This window comes from Pantoea sp. Fr-CA_6 (assembly GCF_024520895.1).
GTDB classification, from domain to species: Bacteria; Pseudomonadota; Gammaproteobacteria; order Enterobacterales; family Enterobacteriaceae; genus Pantoea; species Pantoea agglomerans.
This window is the reverse complement of record NZ_JALNPO010000012.1, coordinates 85,573-101,738: the sequence shown is the minus strand read 5'-3', so window position 1 is coordinate 101,738 and position 16,166 is coordinate 85,573. Positions and strand designations below refer to the sequence as shown.

At 56.3% G+C, this 16,166-nt stretch carries 20 protein-coding genes; 4 read left to right on the top strand and 16 right to left on the bottom strand.

Annotation, left to right across the window (positions count from 1 at the left end; translation table 11 throughout):
- Nucleotides 1–31: 31 nt before the first annotated feature.
- From rpsG to fkpA, 7 genes are all read right to left on the bottom strand, one after another.
- Nucleotides 32–502 carry a 30S ribosomal protein S7 gene (gene rpsG, locus NR201_RS18580; RefSeq protein WP_003852909.1) on the bottom strand — a complete coding sequence of 157 codons (471 nt, stop codon included), beginning with the start codon at nt 500–502 and terminating at the stop codon, nt 32–34.
- A 96-nt stretch (nt 503–598) separates the two neighbouring features.
- On the bottom strand, nt 599–973 hold the full coding sequence (gene rpsL / locus NR201_RS18575; protein ID WP_003852912.1) for a 30S ribosomal protein S12: 375 nt from the start codon (nt 971–973) through the stop codon (nt 599–601).
- A 124-nt stretch (nt 974–1,097) separates the two neighbouring features.
- Entirely contained in the window at nt 1,098–1,385 is a 288-nt protein-coding gene (gene tusB / locus NR201_RS18570; protein ID WP_010253026.1) for a sulfurtransferase complex subunit TusB, read from the bottom strand.
- Between the two features lie 9 nt (nt 1,386–1,394).
- On the bottom strand, nt 1,395–1,754 hold the full coding sequence (gene tusC, locus NR201_RS18565) for a sulfurtransferase complex subunit TusC (RefSeq protein WP_010253027.1): 360 nt from the start codon (nt 1,752–1,754) through the stop codon (nt 1,395–1,397).
- Nucleotides 1,754–2,140 (bottom strand): sulfurtransferase complex subunit TusD, encoded by a 387-nt coding sequence (gene tusD / locus NR201_RS18560; protein WP_010253028.1) that lies wholly within the window; start codon nt 2,138–2,140, stop codon nt 1,754–1,756. The genes tusC and tusD overlap by 1 nt, the downstream gene beginning before the upstream one ends.
- Nucleotides 2,140–2,862: a transcriptional regulator gene (locus NR201_RS18555; RefSeq protein WP_010253029.1), complete on the bottom strand. Its 723-nt coding sequence runs from the start codon at nt 2,860–2,862 to the stop codon at nt 2,140–2,142. Before NR201_RS18555 ends, tusD begins: the two co-directional genes overlap by 1 nt.
- A 166-nt stretch (nt 2,863–3,028) precedes the next feature.
- A complete protein-coding gene (fkpA, locus tag NR201_RS18550) occupies nt 3,029–3,874 on the bottom strand; it encodes an FKBP-type peptidyl-prolyl cis-trans isomerase (RefSeq protein WP_010253030.1) in 846 nt (281 codons plus the stop codon).
- Nucleotides 3,875–4,143: 269 nt separating this feature from the next.
- On the opposite strand from fkpA, the gene NR201_RS18545 reads away from it, so the two are divergent.
- Nucleotides 4,144–4,362 carry a SlyX family protein gene (locus NR201_RS18545; protein WP_172608221.1) on the top strand — a complete coding sequence of 73 codons (219 nt, stop codon included), beginning with the start codon at nt 4,144–4,146 and terminating at the stop codon, nt 4,360–4,362.
- A 95-nt stretch (nt 4,363–4,457) separates the two neighbouring features.
- On the opposite strand, the gene slyD is transcribed toward NR201_RS18545, so the two are convergent.
- From slyD to kefG, 4 genes are all read right to left on the bottom strand, one after another.
- The gene (gene slyD, locus NR201_RS18540; protein WP_163793758.1) at nt 4,458–5,030 is read right to left on the bottom strand and encodes a peptidylprolyl isomerase; all 573 of its coding nucleotides are present in this window, start codon (nt 5,028–5,030) and stop codon (nt 4,458–4,460) included.
- Nucleotides 5,031–5,227: 197 nt separating this feature from the next.
- A complete protein-coding gene (locus NR201_RS18535; protein ID WP_010253033.1) occupies nt 5,228–5,422 on the bottom strand; it encodes a YheV family putative zinc ribbon protein in 195 nt (64 codons plus the stop codon).
- Between the two features lie 23 nt (nt 5,423–5,445).
- Entirely contained in the window at nt 5,446–7,251 is a 1,806-nt protein-coding gene (kefB, locus tag NR201_RS18530) for a glutathione-regulated potassium-efflux system protein KefB (RefSeq protein ID WP_010253035.1), read from the bottom strand.
- The gene (gene kefG / locus NR201_RS18525) at nt 7,252–7,803 is read right to left on the bottom strand and encodes a glutathione-regulated potassium-efflux system ancillary protein KefG (protein ID WP_010253037.1); all 552 of its coding nucleotides are present in this window, start codon (nt 7,801–7,803) and stop codon (nt 7,252–7,254) included.
- A 112-nt stretch (nt 7,804–7,915) separates the two neighbouring features.
- Between kefG and NR201_RS18520 the strand changes: the two genes are divergently transcribed.
- Nucleotides 7,916–9,820, top strand: a complete 1,905-nt coding sequence (locus tag NR201_RS18520; RefSeq protein WP_010671582.1) for an ABC transporter ATP-binding protein — start codon at nt 7,916–7,918, stop codon at nt 9,818–9,820.
- A 32-nt stretch (nt 9,821–9,852) separates the two neighbouring features.
- Here the strand turns inward: NR201_RS18520 and tauD are convergent, their stop codons facing one another.
- The 4 genes from tauD to tauA are packed head-to-tail and all read right to left on the bottom strand — an operon-like array spanning nt 9,853 to nt 13,267.
- Nucleotides 9,853–10,692, bottom strand: coding sequence for a taurine dioxygenase (gene tauD, locus NR201_RS18515; protein WP_033758967.1), 840 nt, complete (start codon nt 10,690–10,692; stop codon nt 9,853–9,855).
- Nucleotides 10,689–11,516: a taurine ABC transporter permease TauC gene (tauC, locus tag NR201_RS18510; RefSeq protein WP_172608220.1), complete on the bottom strand. Its 828-nt coding sequence runs from the start codon at nt 11,514–11,516 to the stop codon at nt 10,689–10,691. Before tauC ends, tauD begins: the two co-directional genes overlap by 4 nt.
- The gene (gene tauB, locus NR201_RS18505) at nt 11,513–12,280 is read right to left on the bottom strand and encodes a taurine ABC transporter ATP-binding subunit (RefSeq protein WP_010671580.1); all 768 of its coding nucleotides are present in this window, start codon (nt 12,278–12,280) and stop codon (nt 11,513–11,515) included. The genes tauC and tauB overlap by 4 nt, the downstream gene beginning before the upstream one ends.
- 9 nt (nt 12,281–12,289) lie before the next feature.
- On the bottom strand, nt 12,290–13,267 hold the full coding sequence (tauA, locus tag NR201_RS18500) for a taurine ABC transporter substrate-binding protein (RefSeq protein WP_010253052.1): 978 nt from the start codon (nt 13,265–13,267) through the stop codon (nt 12,290–12,292).
- A gap of 236 nt (nt 13,268–13,503) precedes the next feature.
- Here tauA and NR201_RS18495 point away from each other — a divergent pair, with 236 nt between their 5' ends.
- Nucleotides 13,504–14,484 (top strand): LacI family DNA-binding transcriptional regulator, encoded by a 981-nt coding sequence (locus tag NR201_RS18495; protein ID WP_031593718.1) that lies wholly within the window; start codon nt 13,504–13,506, stop codon nt 14,482–14,484.
- A 1-nt stretch (nt 14,485) separates the two neighbouring features.
- Here the strand turns inward: NR201_RS18495 and NR201_RS18490 are convergent, their stop codons facing one another.
- Nucleotides 14,486–15,088 (bottom strand): LysE family translocator, encoded by a 603-nt coding sequence (locus tag NR201_RS18490; protein ID WP_010671578.1) that lies wholly within the window; start codon nt 15,086–15,088, stop codon nt 14,486–14,488.
- A gap of 57 nt (nt 15,089–15,145) precedes the next feature.
- Here NR201_RS18490 and NR201_RS18485 point away from each other — a divergent pair, with 57 nt between their 5' ends.
- The gene (locus tag NR201_RS18485) at nt 15,146–16,162 is read left to right on the top strand and encodes a hydrolase (protein ID WP_033758974.1); all 1,017 of its coding nucleotides are present in this window, start codon (nt 15,146–15,148) and stop codon (nt 16,160–16,162) included.
- The last annotated feature ends 4 nt before the right edge of the window (nt 16,163–16,166 follow it).

Here is a 16,166-nt window from a genome sequence, read left to right as displayed (position 1 = left end):
AGCGCCCGCTGGTTTAACAACTACGTGGTGATTACCAACGGTAGTGTGCGAACGCCTTGTTGGCTTCTGCCATGCGGTGAACGTCTTCACGTTTCTTAACTGCTGTACCTTTGTTCTCTGCAGCATCAGAAAGTTCGTTCGCCAGGCGAAGAGCCATTGATTTATCACCGCGTTTACGAGCAGCATCTACGATCCAGCGCATTGCCAGAGCATTACGACGAACCGGACGGACTTCTACTGGTACCTGATAAGTAGAACCACCAACGCGACGTGACTTAACTTCGACAGTCGGACGCACGTTTTCCAGGGCTACTTCAAAAGATTCCAGCGCGTTTTTACCTGAACGCTGAGCCAGGGTCTCAAGCGCGGTATAAACGATTGATTCTGCGGTAGATTTTTTACCATCTACCATCAGGATATTTACAAATTTGGCCAGCAGCTCTGATCCGAACTTAGGATCTGGCAGAATTTTACGCTGACCAATGACGCGACGACGTGGCATGGAAATACTCCGTTGTTAATTCAGGATTGTCCAAAACTCGATGAGTTTATTTTGACATTTAATTTAAAACGTTTGGCCTTACTTAACGGAGAACCATTAAGCCTTTGGCTTCTTCACGCCGTACTTGGAGCGAGCCTGCTTACGGTCTTTAACACCTGAGCAGTCAAGCGCGCCACGAACGGTGTGGTAACGCACACCTGGCAGGTCTTTTACACGACCGCCACGGATCAGGATCACGGAGTGTTCCTGCAGGTTATGACCTTCACCACCAATGTAGGAGGTAACTTCAAAACCGTTGGTCAAACGCACACGGCAGACTTTACGCAGTGCGGAGTTTGGTTTCTTAGGAGTGGTGGTGTACACACGAGTACAAACGCCACGTTTTTGCGGGCAAGCTTCCAGCGCCGGCACGTTGCTCTTTGCAACTTTGCGGACGCGTGGTTTGCGAACCAGCTGGTTAACTGTTGCCATTAAATAGCTCCTGGATTTGCTTTTGCTTCGTAAACACGTAATAAATCGCCTCGTAGAATTACGAGGAGGCAGAATTTTAGGGCTGAGTCAAAGGGGTGTCAAGAAATAACCAGGTTTTAGCCGATTACCAGACCATTTGTTGCTGATGCCTGATCGTTAGCGTGACAAACCCAGTATAGTCTACTGACTGCACACGGGTCGAAATTTGTCCAGCGAGACCGCGAGCCTGGACATCTTCGTCCAGCACCCAGAGCGTCGCTTCGCTCTCTGACAGTCGCATCAATGCGTGGCTGCCAGCTAAAGCGGCCAGCACGCCATCCTGCAACAGCAGCAGGTCATCACCCGCACCCGCCATTAAAAGCAGGCTCTCAAGGTCACAGTGTGCCGGTGAGTGCAGTAACGTATGCAGCATTAACGTCTCTTAAAAAGTAAGAATGCGATCGTAGCTGGCCAGCGTCTGTCGCAGCGCCGGCGCGTCCAGTAGCGTAACATCCAGCAACCGGTCAGCGTCAACCTCTAATCCACGCGCTATCAGCGATGTCCGGCAGAGATAGCAGTGTTCAATCTCATACAGTGCCAGCACGCCAAAGGTCGCGGCATAGTGACGGCTCTTAATCGTCTCAGGTTGCTGGTGCAGATTAAGCTGCAGCACGCCATCACCGATAAAAAACAGGCCGATATCCTCACTGAGCGCGCCCGTGGCCAGCGCGGCATCCAGCCCCTCACGTCCTGCGCTGCTGCCGTGCGGCGCCCGGGTAAAGACAAATGCGACCCGATTCATCAGAACTGCACCATGCGTTCACAGCTCAGCGCCGCTTCTGCCAGCGCGCCCAGCCCACTCAGGGTAAAGCCCGGCTGCAGGTTACTGCCCGCCAGCTGGAGTCGTGCCGCTTCCTGCTGGTCGCTGACGCCACGACGCAGCGCGGCCGCCACACAAATATTCAGTGCCACACCCTGCTCCTGATGCAATGTCTGCCACGCGCGCACCAGATCAAACTCATCACTGGCGGGCGACGTCAGTTGGTTAGCGTTCAGCACCCCTTCGCGATAGAAGAAAACGCTGTCAAGCTGATGGCCTGCCGTCAGCAGTGCGCGGGCAAACAGCCAGGCACTGGTCGCCTGTTGCGTACCGTAAGCCGGGCCGGTGACCAGCAGGGTGTAACGCATTACCGCTCCTGCCCCTGGAAGTCGCCATTTTTAAACTGACGGATATAGAGATAGACGGTGTGTTTGGAAATATTCAGCCGATCGGCCACCTGGTTGATGGCATCCTTGATGTCGAAGATCCCCTTCTCATACAGGTTCAGCACAATCTGACGATTCTTGGCGTTGTTCGATACATTACGGTCAGCACTCACCTCTTCAATGGTGAACTCCAGCGTCTGCATCACCAGATCGTCTACCGAACTGGCGAAGTTGACGTTGGAGTCAACCTGCTGCATCTCGGGCGGCATAAAGGTCGACATGATCTGTGAGAACGGCACATCAAGGTTCATGTTGATGCAGAGCAAGCCAATGACCCGTTGCTGACGGTTACGAATTGCAATCGTGACCGATTTCATCAGCACGCCGCTTTTGGCACGTGTGAAGTAAGCACGGGAGACATTACTGTCCGCGCCATGCATATCATGCAGCATACGCAGGGCTAAATCGGTAATAGGCGAACCGACTTTACGTCCAGTGTGTTCACCATTAGCGATACGCACGGCCGAACACTTAAGATCTTCAAGCGAATGCAGGACAATTTCACAATGCGAACCGATCAACATCGCCAGGCCATCCACGACAGCCTCGTACGATTTCAGAATATCGTAATCACTTTGTTCGAACGGGCGCTGCTCCAGAAGATCGAAGTCGCTCAGTTCACCCGGATTGAATGGATTAGACATTGAAGAGTATCACCCTGAATGGCTGGAGCCTGTCACAGCGGCTTATGGGCAGACTCGATATTGGGATAATTAGGCAGGCATTAGTCTGGCAAATGTCGTCGGCTTATGCCAGAGGTTTGTCGTGAAGCCGAAATGAAACCGCCGCCCGGAGGCGGCGGTCAGCAGATTACTGCGCTTTTTCTGCAGCAGCAGGCGCTGGAGCCTGTGCTTTTTCATCTGCCTTTGGCGCGGGTTTGATATCAAGCAGCTCGACATCAAACACCAGGGTGGAGTTAGCCGGGATGCCCGGAACGCCATTTTTGCCGTAAGCCAGATTTGGTGGGATAACCAGCTTGATCTTGCCGCCTTTCTTCACGTGCTTCAGACCTTCAGTCCAGCCAGGGATGACACCATCCAGACGGAATGAAAGTGGCTCGCCACGGGTATAAGAGTTGTCGAATTCAGTACCGTCAATCAGCGTACCTTTGTAGTTTACCACTACAGTGTCGCTGTCTTTAGGTGCGTCGCCGGTACCCTCTTTCTCAACTTTATACAGCAGGCCGCTTTCGGTTTTCTTCACGCCGCTCTCTTTAGCAAATTTGGTTGCGTAAGCTTCGCCCTTTTCAGAGTTCTCTTTCGCATCTTTTTCCATTTTCGCTGAGGCTGCGCCTTTCACGCGGCCTTCAAAGGATTGCAGCGTCTGCTCAATCTCTTCATCAGAGAGTTTGCTCTTGCCACCAAATGCATCCTGAACACCAGCGATCAGCTGCTGCTTATCCAGTTTGATGCCCAGTTTTTCCTGCTCCTTCAGGGAGTTGTCCATGTAGCGACCCAGTGAAGCACCCAGCGCGTAGGCAGACTGCTGGTCTTCATCTTTGAAGGCAGCATTTTTCGGTGCCTGAGGCGCAGACTGTGGCGCGGCGGCTGGTGCAGCCTGTGGCGCCGCAGCGGTATCTGCCGCCATTGCCAGCGGAGCATTCAGCGCAACAGCCATGGTGGTAGCTAACAATGTGACTTTAAACAGTGATTTCATCCATTCTCCAAAACCGAAGCGTCTAACCTCGGGAAACATTGCGGACTTCAGGGTCCACACTATAACTTTACGTGGCAGTGTCGAACACTCCCACAATGTAATTACCCGGTTAACCTCCGACCTTTATAACATCGGGAAGTTTCATCAGAGATGATGCCGCGCTGCCTTTTTTCAAGCGCAACGCCTCCGGGCGTGAAAAAAACAGGTGATTCCTGGCATTCAGATCGTAGAATCACGCCCCGAGTCGCACCTTAACAGAGGAACAGGTCATGCAACAATTTGAGTGGGAACAGCGTCTGGAGACGCTGGAGAGCAAACTGGCCTTTCAGGAGATGACTATCGATCAGCTGAACAGCGCGGTCGTTCAGCACGAGCTGGAGATGAATAAGATGCGTGAGCAGATGCGCATTTTAACCGACAAGCTCAAAGCGAATGCGCCATCGATCGTCGCCTCACAATCTGAAGAGACGCCACCACCGCACTACTGATCGCGGGCTATCTGGCCCCGGCTTACCCGGGCAGAACCAGAATACGCGCCAAAAGAAAGGCCACCCGAGGGTGGCCTTGAAAGGTCTGTTGAGACTTAGTGGCTGCAGCCGCAGCCGCCAGTGCCACAACCGCCTTTACCCTGATCGTGGTCGTGGTCGTGGTCGTGGTCATGGCCGTGATCGTGGTCATGATGATGGCCATCTGCACCGTGAACGTGGCCATGAGCCAGTTCTTCCGGCGTGGCTTCGCGGATAGCAACCACTTCAACGTTGAAGTTCAGGTTCTGACCCGCCAGCATGTGGTTACCATCAACCACGACGTGATCATCTTCCACTTCGGTGATTTCTACCGGTACCGGGCCCTGATCGGTTTCTGCCAGGAAGCGCATGCCAACCTGCAGTTCGTCAACGCCCATGAAGACGTCTTTAGGAACGCGCTGCACCAGGTTATCGTCATACTGACCGTAGGCATCGTTTGCCGGGATATGCACGTCAAACTTGTCGCCGGCAATGTGGTTTTCCAGCGCATTTTCCAGACCAGAAATCAGGGAACCATGACCGTGCAGGTAGTCTAACGGTGCACTCACCGGTGACTCGTCAACTAACACGCCGTCTTCTGTACGTACCTGATAGGCCAGGCTTACCACCAGGTCTTTTGCTACTTTCATGATATCTCCTAACCGTTGAGAGCTGAGATCCCGTCTCATTGGTCTATTCTTTCGTGCAATAACACCAACCAGAAAGGTTCGGGGCTGAGTACAAGAGGGTTTTCACTTTCTCTTGCGACTACAGCGTTAATGGCGACAATTGTAACGGAATTCAATCCCGCTGTAAGTCCAGGCGTAAAAAAAGCTGCGCCATTCCGCTACTCAGGATGAAAAATACCGATAACCTGCTCATTAGTGCGAACCTGATCGCGCGCCTGCTTATCGGCCTCACGCATCTGGTGACCACACTTCACGCACTCCACCACATCGACATTATTTTCACGCCACATTGCCAGCGTGTCCTTCTCCTGGCAGTGCGGGCATGTCGCACCAGCAATAAAACGTTTACGCATTAGCTTCTGCCTGTTTAAAGAGGTTATTCATCATCGTCCCAGCCGTCGATCTGCCGCTTTTCGCGCTGCATTTCGCGCTGGAAGATATCTTCCAGTTCACGCCGCGCTTCACGGACGCGCGAAGCCTGCGCGCTTTCAGAGAGATTGGGCATCAGCTCGCGCAGCATCCGCATATCAAGATGGCGGAAATACTGCTGGGCGCGGTGCGCCTGATGCGGATGCATCCCCAGCGTCATCAGCGTTTTACGTCCCAGCTCCAGCGCACTGGAGAAGGTCTCACGCGAGAACTGCGTGACGCCCGCCTGAAGCAGTTCATGCGCTTCTACACGGCCCCGGGCGCGCGCCTGAATCTGCAACTGCGGAAAATGCTGCTGGCACAGATGTACAATCGTCATCACATCTTCGGGCTCGTTACAGGTGATCACAATCGCCTGAGCGCTGGCCGCACCGGCTGCCCGCAGCAACTCCAGTTCAGTAGCATCGCCGTAATAGACCTTATAGCCATATTTCCGCATCAGACTGACTGCACTGATGTCGCGCTCAAGCACGGTGATGCGTTTGTTATTCGCCATCAGCAAACGCCCCACGACCTGCCCGAAGCGACCAAAGCCCACCACAATCACCTGCGGCTGATCGTCTTCGACAAAGTGTTTCTCTGCCTCGTCATCCGGCTCATTGAAGCGGCGTGCCAGCAGACGATCGATTCCCTTCATCAACAGCGGCGTGGTCATCATCGACAGGGTTACCGTCACCAGCAGCATCGGCAGTTGATCGCCAGAGAACAGCTTTGCCGAGGAGGCCGCGGAAAAGAGCACAAAGGCGAACTCGCCCCCCTGACTCAGTACGCCAGCGAACTGCTGCCGCTCAGAGCTGCGCAAGCCATAAATGCGCGCCAGCAGATAGAGCACCAGCGTTTTCACCGCCACCAGCGTCACGACACCCAGCAGGATGGTCACAATATGGGTATAGAGCACACCGAGGTTGAGCGCCATGCCAACCGAAATAAAGAACAGGCCCAGCAGTAAACCTTTAAACGGGTCGATGGCGACTTCCAGCTCATGCCGGTACTCGCTCTCCGCCAGCAGGATCCCGGCAATAAAGGTCCCCAGCGCCATCGACAGACCCAGCGCATCCATAAACAGCGCGGAGCCCAGCACCAGCAGCAGCGAAGCGGCGGTAAAGACTTCGCGCACGCCCGACGCAGCGATGTAACGGAAGATAGGCCGCAGCAGATAGCGTCCGCCTACCAGCATGCCGGCAAACGCCAGTACTTTCATGCCGACCTTCATCCAGTCGATATGACCGCTGTCGGTTCCGGCCAGCAGCGGGATCAGCGCCAGGGCTGGGATCACCGCGATATCCTGAAACAGCAACACCGAAAAGCCCAGTTGCCCCGCTTCGCTGCGGTTCATGCCTTTATCCATCATCAGCTGCAGGGCCATAGCGGTCGAGGACATCGCCAGACCAATCCCGCCAATGATCGCCGCCTGCCAGCTAAAGTTGGTCAGCCATAATAAGCCGCCCAGAATCGCCGCTGAGAAGATCACCTGCGCCGCGCCGACGCCAAAAATGGAGCGGCGCAGCGCCCACAGCTTTGCCGGGTTCAGCTCCAGCCCGATAATAAACATCAGGAACACCACGCCGAGCTCAGAGAAGTGCAGAATCTCGTCGACGTCGCTGATAAAGCCTAATCCCCACGGGCCGATAGCGATACCCGCCACCAGATAGCCCAGAACTGCACCAATACCGAGGCGAGCCGCCACCGGTACAATCAATACCGCCGCGACCAGATAAATCACCCCGGCGGTCAGCAGCGTTTGCCCTTCCATCTATACCCCTCCATTCGGCAGCGGTGCCGCCAGCCAGTCGCCATAGGCGCGGGCGTAATTTTTCATTAATTCAGGACTCTGACGACGCGCCCAGTAGACGATCATCGGCGGCATCCAGTGCATACGGCACATCTGCGCGGTCAGCTCAAAAGGACGCATAATGTCATTGAGCGAATAGCGGTTCAGACCCTGATGTCTGAAGGCACTTTCCGGTTCTCCGGTGGTGACGACGCTGCGCCAGTACTTTCCTTCCAGCGCATTGCCATCCACGCCATTGGCGAAACCGCGCGACAGAACTCTGTCCAGCCACTCTTTCAGCAGCGCCGGACAGCTATAGGTATAGAGCGGATGCTGAAAAATGATGACATCATGTTCACGCAGCAGCTGTTGTTCATGGTGAATATCGATAAAAAAATCCGGATAGGTTGCGTACAGATCGTGCACGGTAACGTGTTCCAGTGCCTGAGCCGGCTGCAGCAGAATCCGATTGGCGATCGAATCCTGTGATTCCGGATGAGCATAAAGCAGCAAAACCCTGGGTGGCTGCGACATCCTTTCCCTCCAAAGCGTCGTCATTGGTGCGGTTTTCCGCTACCATGCACGACGCAGCAAAATCTCATTATGTTGCCAGTAAATTAACATATTCTGACGATACGGCGCTTACATGATTGTCTTCTCAGCCTTACAAATTCGCCGCGGCATCCGCGTCCTGCTCGACAATGCCACCGCCACCATTAATCCCGGCCAGAAGGTCGGGCTGGTGGGTAAAAACGGCTGTGGAAAATCCACGCTGCTGTCGCTGTTAAAAGGTGAAATCACCAGCGATGCCGGTACCGTCACTTTCCCCACTCACTGGGCGCTGGCCTGGGTGAATCAGGAAACCCCTGCGCTGGATAAAGCCGCGCTGGAGTACGTGATTGATGGCGATCGCCAGTTTCGCCAGCTTGAAGCAGAACTGGCGGACGCCAATCTGCGTGACGATGGCAATGCCATCGCGCTGCTGCATGGCAAGCTGGACGCGGTGCAGGCGTGGAGCATCCATGCGCGCGCCTCAAGCCTGCTGCATGGTCTGGGCTTCAGTCAGGAACAGCTGCAACGCCCGGTCAGCGACTTCTCGGGTGGCTGGCGCATGCGCCTCAACCTGGCACAGGCGCTGATTTGCCGTTCCGATCTGCTGCTGCTGGATGAACCGACCAACCACCTCGATCTCGATGCGGTGATCTGGCTGGAGCGCTGGCTGAAGAGTTATGAAGGCACGCTGATTCTGATTTCGCACGATCGTGACTTCCTCGATCCCGTCATCGACAAAATTATTCATATCGAACAGGAGTCGATGTTCGAATATACCGGCAACTACAGCTCCTTTGAGCGGCAGCGCGTCGCCAAACTGGCTCAGCAGCAGTCGCTGTATGAGAGCCAGCAGGAGAAAGTGGCGCACCTGCACAGCTACATTGATCGCTTCCGTGCCCAGGCCACCAAGGCGAAGCAGGCGCAGAGCCGCATCAAGATGCTGGAGCGCATGGAGATGATTGCGCCCGCCCATGTCGATAATCCATTCAGCTTCACTTTCCGCAAGCCGGAGAACCTGCCTAATCCACTGATGAAGATGGAGAAGGTCACCGCGGGTTATGGCGATCGTATTATTCTCGACGCCATCAAGCTCAACCTGGTCCCCGGCTCGCGCATCGGCCTGCTGGGACGTAACGGTGCCGGTAAATCGACCCTGATTAAGCTGCTGGCGGGTGAGCTGGAGGCGATGGACGGCAAGATGGGTCTGGCGAAAGGGATCAAGCTCGGTTACTTCGCCCAGCATCAGCTGGAGTACCTGCGGGCCGATGAGTCACCGTTGCAGCATCTGTCGCGTATTGCGCCTGAGGTGCTGGAACAGCAGCTGCGCGACTATCTGGGCGGCTTCGATTTCCGCGGCGATAAAGTCACTGAAATCACTGAGCGCTTCTCCGGCGGAGAGAAAGCGCGACTGGTGCTGGCGCTGATTGTCTGGCAGCGCCCTAACCTGCTGCTGCTGGATGAACCCACCAACCACCTCGATCTCGATATGCGCCAGGCGCTGACCGAAGCGTTGATCGACTTCGAAGGTGCGCTGGTCGTGGTATCGCACGACCGACATCTGCTGCGCGCGACCACCGACGATCTCTATCTGGTGCATGATGGCAAAGTGGATGTGTTTGAAGGCGATCTCGAAGATTATCAGAAGTGGCTGAGCGATCTGCAGAAGCAGCAGGCGCAACAGGATGCCGCGCCGAAGCAGGATAACGGCAACAGTGCCCAGGCGCGTAAAGACCAGAAGCGTCGTGATGCTGAACTGCGCACCCAGACGCAGCCGCTGCGCAAAGAGATAGAGAAGCTGGAAAAGCAGATGAGCAAATGGCAGAGCCAGCTGGCCGAAGCCGAAGCTCAGCTCTCAGACAGCGCTATCTATGAACAGAGCCGTAAAGCGGACCTGACCACCGCGCTGCAGCGTCAGGCGGAGAGCAAATCTGCGCTGGAAGAGGTGGAGATGGCGTGGCTGGAAGCGCAGGAACAGCTCGAACAGATTATGGCCTCATAAAAAAATCTCCCCGCGAGCGGGGAGATTCTCTTTTAACGGGGTTTATCGCCCAGCACCGTTGCCCGCTGCATGATGCGCCGGGCAGGATAGTAATCAGCATTGGCATAATGCTGCGTGACCCGATTATCCCAGATAGCCAGATCGTCTGGCTGCCAGCGCCAGCGCACCTGAAACTCCGGTTTGGTGGCGTGCGCAAACAGAAAGCCCAGCACCGCATCACTCTCTTTCTCGCTTAAATCGACGATCCGCGAGGTAAAGCCCTCATTCACAAACAGCGCTTTTTTGCCGCTGACCGGATGGGTGCGGATGACCGGATGCTGCACCGGCGGATGTTTTGCTACCGCCTGCTGCCAGCGCTGATGCTCCTCCTCGGTTTTGCGGTACTTATACTCCTGGAATGACTTTTTGAAATCATGCTCGGCATGGAGACCTGCCAGCAGCTGCTTAAAGGGTTCAGAGAGCGCTTCGTAAGCCGCAATCCCGCTGGTCCAGAGCGTGTCACCCCCCGACTCCGGTAATACCTTCGAGGCCAGCAAGGCGATCGCTGGCGGCGTATCAATAAAGGTGACATCGGTATGCCAGTTGTCATTATCCGGCGGATTATCCTGATGGGTATCCAGCACGATAATCTCCTCGACGCCTTCCGCATGCGGATAGACCGGATGGATGTGCAGATCGCCAAAGCGGATTGCCAGCGCGCGGTGCTGTTCCGGCGTTATTTTCTGGTCACGCAGAAACAGCACCTGATGACGCAGCAGGCCATGATAAAGCTGCTCAAACTGAGCATCACTCAATGGGCGAGACACATCCAGGTTTGAGACCTGCGCGCCAATGTACGGGCCAAGCGGGGTAAAACTGAGACGTTCGTTCATGATTGTTCTCCACTCCAGGGCGTCAGACGGCGCTGCAACGCGCGGAGCCCGAGTTCTAAGCTAAAAGCAATAAAGGCGATTACCGCGATACCCGCCAGCACCACATCGGTGGCGAGGAATTCTCCTGCTGACTGCACCATAAAACCCAGACCCCGCGTGGCGGCAATCAGCTCAGCGGCCACCAGCGTTGACCAGCCAACCCCCAGACCGATGCGCAGACCGGTGAGGATCTCCGGCAACGCGCCTGGCAGAATCACCCAGCGCAGCAGTTGCCAGCGGTTAGCCCCCAGCGAGCGCGCCGCACGCAGTCGGACCTGCTGCGTGTTACGCACACCGGCCAGGGTGGAAAGCGTCACCGGCGCGAAAATCGCCAGATAGATCAGCAGGATTTTCGAGGTCTCACCAATGCCGAACCAGATCACCATCAATGGCAGATAGGCGAGTGGCGGAATCGGGCGATAGAGTTCAATCAGAGGATCGAGCAACCCGCGAGCGACCGGGCTGAGGCCCATCAGGATCCCTACAGGAATACCGATGGCGGCAGCGGCAGTCAGCGCAATCAGCATTCGTGTCAGGCTGGCGGCCAGATGCTGCCACAGCGTGGCATCCATAAAGCCCTGCGCGCTGGCAATCAGCAGCAGCTTGCTTAACACCTGCTGCGGCGACGGCAGGAACAGCGGGGCAATCAGGCCCAGCGCGGTCACGCCCCACCAGAGCAGCAACAGCAGAGAGAGACTCAGCATGCTCAGCGTAAAGGTGGTTGAAAACGGCCAGCGCAAACGACGGCGCACCGGCAGAGACTTGTCATTGATGAGTGCACTCATGCAAACGCCTCCCGCTGATCAAAGACCCGGCTCAGCACATACTCGCGCTGGGCGATAAACTGCGGATCGGATTTGATGCTGCGGCACGACTCTCCCGCGGCAAAGCGCTGACCAAAGCCAGGACGCAGCCGCTCTACGATGCGGCCCGGTCCTGGCGACAGCAGAATCAGTTCGCTGGCCAGGAAAATCGCCTCTTCTATGTCGTGCGTAATCAACAGAATCTGTTTACCGCTGTCGCGCCACAGCGTCAGCAGCAGGGTTTGCATCTGCTCGCGGGTAAAGGCATCCAGTGCGCCGAAAGGCTCATCCAGCAACAGCAGTTGTGGATCCGTGGCCAGCGCGCGCGCAATGCCCACCCGCTGACGCTGACCGCCGGACAACTGCCAGATGGCGCGCTTTTCCGCACCTTCAAGCCCCACCTGCCTGATTAACCGGCGGGCAATCGCGTCGCGATCCGGGCGTGACATCCCCGCCAGCTGCAGGCCAAAGGCGACGTTATCCAGCACGTTGCGCCACGGCAGTAATCCTTCATGCTGAAACACCACGCCGCGCTCCGCACCAGGCCCGGTCACCGGCTGGTTATCCAGCGTGATGCTGCCCGACTCCACCGGCAGGAAACCGGCAACCAGATTGAGCAGTGTGGTTTTGCCGCAGCCGGAGGGGCCGAGCACCACCAGCAGTTCATGGCTATCCAGCTGCAGATTGATATCCTGCAACACCGGCTGTCCGGCATAACGGGCATTAAGGTGAGCGATGCGCAGCATAGTGCCTCCTTAAGGTTTAACTAATGGCTCGACGAAACGGGAGGTCACATAGCTGCTGTAGTCGTTATCCGCCTGCGGCACCCGGCCCTGTGCTTTCAGAAACTGCGCGGTATCGACGATCGCTTTATTGACCGGTTTGCCCAGTTGCTCAACCTGCTGCTGCGCCGTGAGATAGGTATTGCCCTTCACCAGACCGGGCACCTGTGCTTCCGGCACACCGCTGAGGCGAGAGAGTTTGCTGAGGTTATCGGACTGCTTCAGCCAGCTGTCAGGGCTGTTCAGGTAGGCCTGCTGCGCGTCAAGCGCGCTGCGGGCAAAAGCAGTCACGATCTCCGGATGCTGCTGAGCAAAATCTTTGCGTACCACCCAGACATCCAGCGTCGGCGATCCCCAGCTTCCCACTTCCGCAGAGTCGGTTAACACCTTGCCCTCTTTTTCCAGCTCATTAACCGCCGGTGCCCAGACGTAAGCGCCATCAATGTCGCCACGCTGCCAGGCAGCAATAATCGCTGGCGGCTGCAGATTGACCAGCTGTACCTGTGACGGTTTGATGCCCCAGTGTTTAAGCGCAGCCAGCAGGCTGTAGTGGGTGGTAGAGATGAACGGCACCGCGATGCGTTTGCCAATTAAATCTTTGGGCGTAGTGATGTTCTTCTTCACCACCAGCGCTTCAGAGTTGCCCAGCTGAGAGGCGAGTAAAAAGGCTTCAATCGGCAGCTTCTGCGCCGCCGCGACCGCTAACGGGCTGGAACCGATATTGCCAATCTGGACGTCACCGGACGCCATCGCACGTAATACCCCGGCGCCGCTGTCAAACTTGCGCCAGTCAACGCTGGCCCCGCTCTCTTTCGCAAAGCTGTTGTCAGCCTGCGCCACTTTCGCCGGCTCAGCCGAGGTCTGGTAAGCCACGGTGACATTGACCGCATCAGCCCGAAACGCCAGCAGCGCCAGCGCTGCGGCTAAAAAAGTTAAACGTGTTGCTGCCATGATCACTACCCCACCGTTTTTATAGTGGAGGCAGTGTCTCTGCGCGCTATAGTTTCATAAAGGAATTAAAAATTATCCCTAATAGAAATAAGTTCTTAGATCACTATCTGCAAAACTAAGTTAAAAATCGCAAATGCTGAAAATAGCTAAAGTAAGCAAAAATGTCAGGCGCTCACATTGTCCCTGTGCTATTCATATGCGTTCCCAATTATTGCCTGTTAAGGTTTCAGAATCCGATGTCGATCGAGAAAGTCGCTCAGCTGGCTGGCGTCTCCAAAGCCACGGTATCGCGGGTTCTCAACGCGCATCCCGGCGTGAAGCCCGATACGCGTGAGAAAGTTCTGGCGGCAATCTCTGCCTGCGACTATCAGCCCAACTTACTGGCGCGTCAGCTGCGTACGTCGCAAAGCAACATGCTGCTGGTGCTGATCTCGGATATCACCAATCCCTTCTGTTCACGCGTGGTTCAGGGCATCGAGGCCGAAGCGGAACTGCACGGCTATCACATCCTGCTCTGTAACTCCGCCTCACAGCTCCAGCGTGAAGCCGCCTATCTCTCCCTGCTGACCGGAAAAGTGGTCGATGGCGTGATTACGATGGATGCGGCCTCCGGTTTACAGGATTTGCAGGCGCTCATCGCCGGTGCGCCGTGGGTACAGTGCTGCGAATTTGATCCGGATATCCCCGCCTCCTCGGTCAGCATTGATCACCTTGAAGCCGCGCGCGACACCGTCCACTACCTTGCCGGTAAAGGGCGTAAACGCATCGGGCTGATCAATGGCGACATGCGTTACCTTTACTCACATCATCGTGAAAAGGGCTACCGGCAGGCGATTGAGGAGCTGGGGTATGCGTGGTCCGGCGTCTCCTACACTTACGAAATCTCCTGTGAGGCGGGCAGTCAGGGGCTAAGGGAGTTGATGGCGCTGCCGGAACCGCCGGATGCGGTGTTTGCGGTTTCAGATGTGCTGGCGGTAGGCGTGGTGCATGCGGCGCTGGAAGCGGGTCTGCGCGTGCCGGAAGATCTGGCGGTGGTCGGGTTTGATGGCGTGTCGTTTACCCGCAGCCTGAATCCACCGCTGACGACCATCGAGCAGCCGATGAACCAGCTGGGCGCGCGTAGCGTGCAATTGCTGCTGCAGAAGATCCGCAACGCTAATGCGCCAGTCATCCGCGAGGTGCTGCCCTGGACGCGCGTTGAACGCGCATCCAGCTAATTTAGTGCCAGATTAACAGCACGCAGGCGGCGGTCAGCAGCCCCATGGCGAGGTTAAAGATTTTCCAGGCGCGACGGCTGCGCAGAATGCGGCCGATCATCGCACCAAATCCCATCCAGATAACACCCGACACCAGATTAACCAGAAACATGCCGATGCTTATCGCCATCACTGAATGGCGATACGCGTCACCGGCCAGGCTGAAGCTGGCGACCGCGCCCAGCGCCATCAGCCAGGCCTTGGGATTGATCAACTGCAACAATCCGCCCTGCCAGAAGGGCATCGGCGCATCCGGCGCCTGATCGGTTTCCAGCTTCTCATAACTGGCGGTAGCGATTTTCCACGCCAGCCAGAGCAGATAGAGGCTACCGGCGATTTTCAGCACCAGGTGCAGCGAAGGATAGAGCAGGATCAGCCCGCCGACGCCAAAGGCCACCATCAGCAGCATCACCTGCATTCCGATCATGATGCCAATCATCAGCGGAATGGTGCGCATAAAGCCAAAATTAGCGCCCGAGGCGGTGAGTAACATATTATTAGGCCCGGGCGTAATGGCCGCGACCCAAAGAAATCCCAACATTGATAAGAAAAGACTCAGTTCCATGGCAATCGGGTACTCCTTACCCTGCAAGAAAAAACTTATCGAAGCTAACAGTGTGATATGGAACAGACAAGCTTTTACCACATGAAATTTACCGGACCGGAAAACGAGCACTTCACGCCTCCTGAGAGTCTGCGTAATGCGCACCTGCAGACCCTGCTGCCGCGCCTGCTACGTCGTCGTATCACGGGCGCTCCCCACTGGCAGCGTCTCGACCTGCCGGATGGCGACTTCGTCGATCTCGCCTGGAGTGAAGATCCGCAGTTTGCGCAGCATAAACCGCGCGTGGTGCTGTTTCATGGGCTGGAGGGCAGTTTTCATAGCCCCTATATTCATGGACTGATGGCGATATGCCGCGCGCGCGGTTGGCTGGCGGTGGTGATGCATTTTCGCGGCTGCAGCGGCGAACCGAATCGGCTCAACCGCATCTATCACTCTGGCGAAACCGAAGATGCCCGCTTTTTTCTGCACTGGCTGCGCACCCGCTGGGGCCGCGTACCCACCGCCGCGGTCGGTTTCTCGCTGGGCGGTAACATGCTGGGCTGCCTGCTGGGCCAGCAGGGCGCAGCCGCTGAGGTAGACGCGGGGGTCATTGTCTCCGCTCCGCTGCTGCTGGAGCCCTGTAGCGTAAAACTGGAACGCGGCTTCTCACGCGTCTATCAATACTATTTGCTGGCGCAGCTCAAGAAAAATGCCCGCCGCAAACTGCACGCCTGGCCGGATACGCTGCCGGTCAATCTGGCGCAGCTGAAAGCGCTACGTCGACTGCGCGATTTTGATGATGCCATTACCGCCCGCGCCCACGGTTTTCTGGATGCGGCCGATTACTATCATCGTGCCAGCGCCATGCCCTGGCTGAAGCACGCAGAGAAACCGCTGCTGATCATTCACGCCAAAGATGATCCTTTTATGAGTGATGAGGTGATCCCGCACAGCAGCCAATTATCTGCCACTATTACTTATCAACTGACACCACACGGCGGCCATGTAGGTTTTGTTGGTGGGACATTACGCCAGCCTGAAATGTGGCTGGAACAGCGTATCCCCCAGTGGATCGCCCCTTTTCTGGATAACTGATCTC

What these genes read in the sequence shown, in the direction of transcription:
- rpsG (WP_003852909.1), bottom strand. Translation starts at nt 502, where the DNA reads ATGCCACGTCGTCGCGTCATTGGTCAGCGTAAAATTCTGCCAGATCCT.
- rpsL (WP_003852912.1), bottom strand. Translation starts at nt 973, where the DNA reads ATGGCAACAGTTAACCAGCTGGTTCGCAAACCACGCGTCCGCAAAGTT.
- tusB (WP_010253026.1), bottom strand. Translation starts at nt 1,385, where the DNA reads ATGCTGCATACGTTACTGCACTCACCGGCACACTGTGACCTTGAGAGC.
- tusC (WP_010253027.1), bottom strand. Translation starts at nt 1,754, where the DNA reads ATGAATCGGGTCGCATTTGTCTTTACCCGGGCGCCGCACGGCAGCAGC.
- tusD (WP_010253028.1), bottom strand. Translation starts at nt 2,140, where the DNA reads ATGCGTTACACCCTGCTGGTCACCGGCCCGGCTTACGGTACGCAACAG.
- NR201_RS18555 (WP_010253029.1), bottom strand. Translation starts at nt 2,862, where the DNA reads ATGTCTAATCCATTCAATCCGGGTGAACTGAGCGACTTCGATCTTCTG.
- fkpA (WP_010253030.1), bottom strand. Translation starts at nt 3,874, where the DNA reads ATGAAATCACTGTTTAAAGTCACATTGTTAGCTACCACCATGGCTGTT.
- NR201_RS18545 (WP_172608221.1), top strand. Translation starts at nt 4,144, where the DNA reads ATGCAACAATTTGAGTGGGAACAGCGTCTGGAGACGCTGGAGAGCAAA.
- slyD (WP_163793758.1), bottom strand. Translation starts at nt 5,030, where the DNA reads ATGAAAGTAGCAAAAGACCTGGTGGTAAGCCTGGCCTATCAGGTACGT.
- NR201_RS18535 (WP_010253033.1), bottom strand. Translation starts at nt 5,422, where the DNA reads ATGCGTAAACGTTTTATTGCTGGTGCGACATGCCCGCACTGCCAGGAG.
- kefB (WP_010253035.1), bottom strand. Translation starts at nt 7,251, where the DNA reads ATGGAAGGGCAAACGCTGCTGACCGCCGGGGTGATTTATCTGGTCGCG.
- kefG (WP_010253037.1), bottom strand. Translation starts at nt 7,803, where the DNA reads ATGTCGCAGCCACCCAGGGTTTTGCTGCTTTATGCTCATCCGGAATCA.
- NR201_RS18520 (WP_010671582.1), top strand. Translation starts at nt 7,916, where the DNA reads ATGATTGTCTTCTCAGCCTTACAAATTCGCCGCGGCATCCGCGTCCTG.
- tauD (WP_033758967.1), bottom strand. Translation starts at nt 10,692, where the DNA reads ATGAACGAACGTCTCAGTTTTACCCCGCTTGGCCCGTACATTGGCGCG.
- tauC (WP_172608220.1), bottom strand. Translation starts at nt 11,516, where the DNA reads ATGAGTGCACTCATCAATGACAAGTCTCTGCCGGTGCGCCGTCGTTTG.
- tauB (WP_010671580.1), bottom strand. Translation starts at nt 12,280, where the DNA reads ATGCTGCGCATCGCTCACCTTAATGCCCGTTATGCCGGACAGCCGGTG.
- tauA (WP_010253052.1), bottom strand. Translation starts at nt 13,267, where the DNA reads ATGGCAGCAACACGTTTAACTTTTTTAGCCGCAGCGCTGGCGCTGCTG.
- NR201_RS18495 (WP_031593718.1), top strand. Translation starts at nt 13,504, where the DNA reads ATGTCGATCGAGAAAGTCGCTCAGCTGGCTGGCGTCTCCAAAGCCACG.
- NR201_RS18490 (WP_010671578.1), bottom strand. Translation starts at nt 15,088, where the DNA reads ATGGAACTGAGTCTTTTCTTATCAATGTTGGGATTTCTTTGGGTCGCG.
- NR201_RS18485 (WP_033758974.1), top strand. Translation starts at nt 15,146, where the DNA reads ATGGAACAGACAAGCTTTTACCACATGAAATTTACCGGACCGGAAAAC.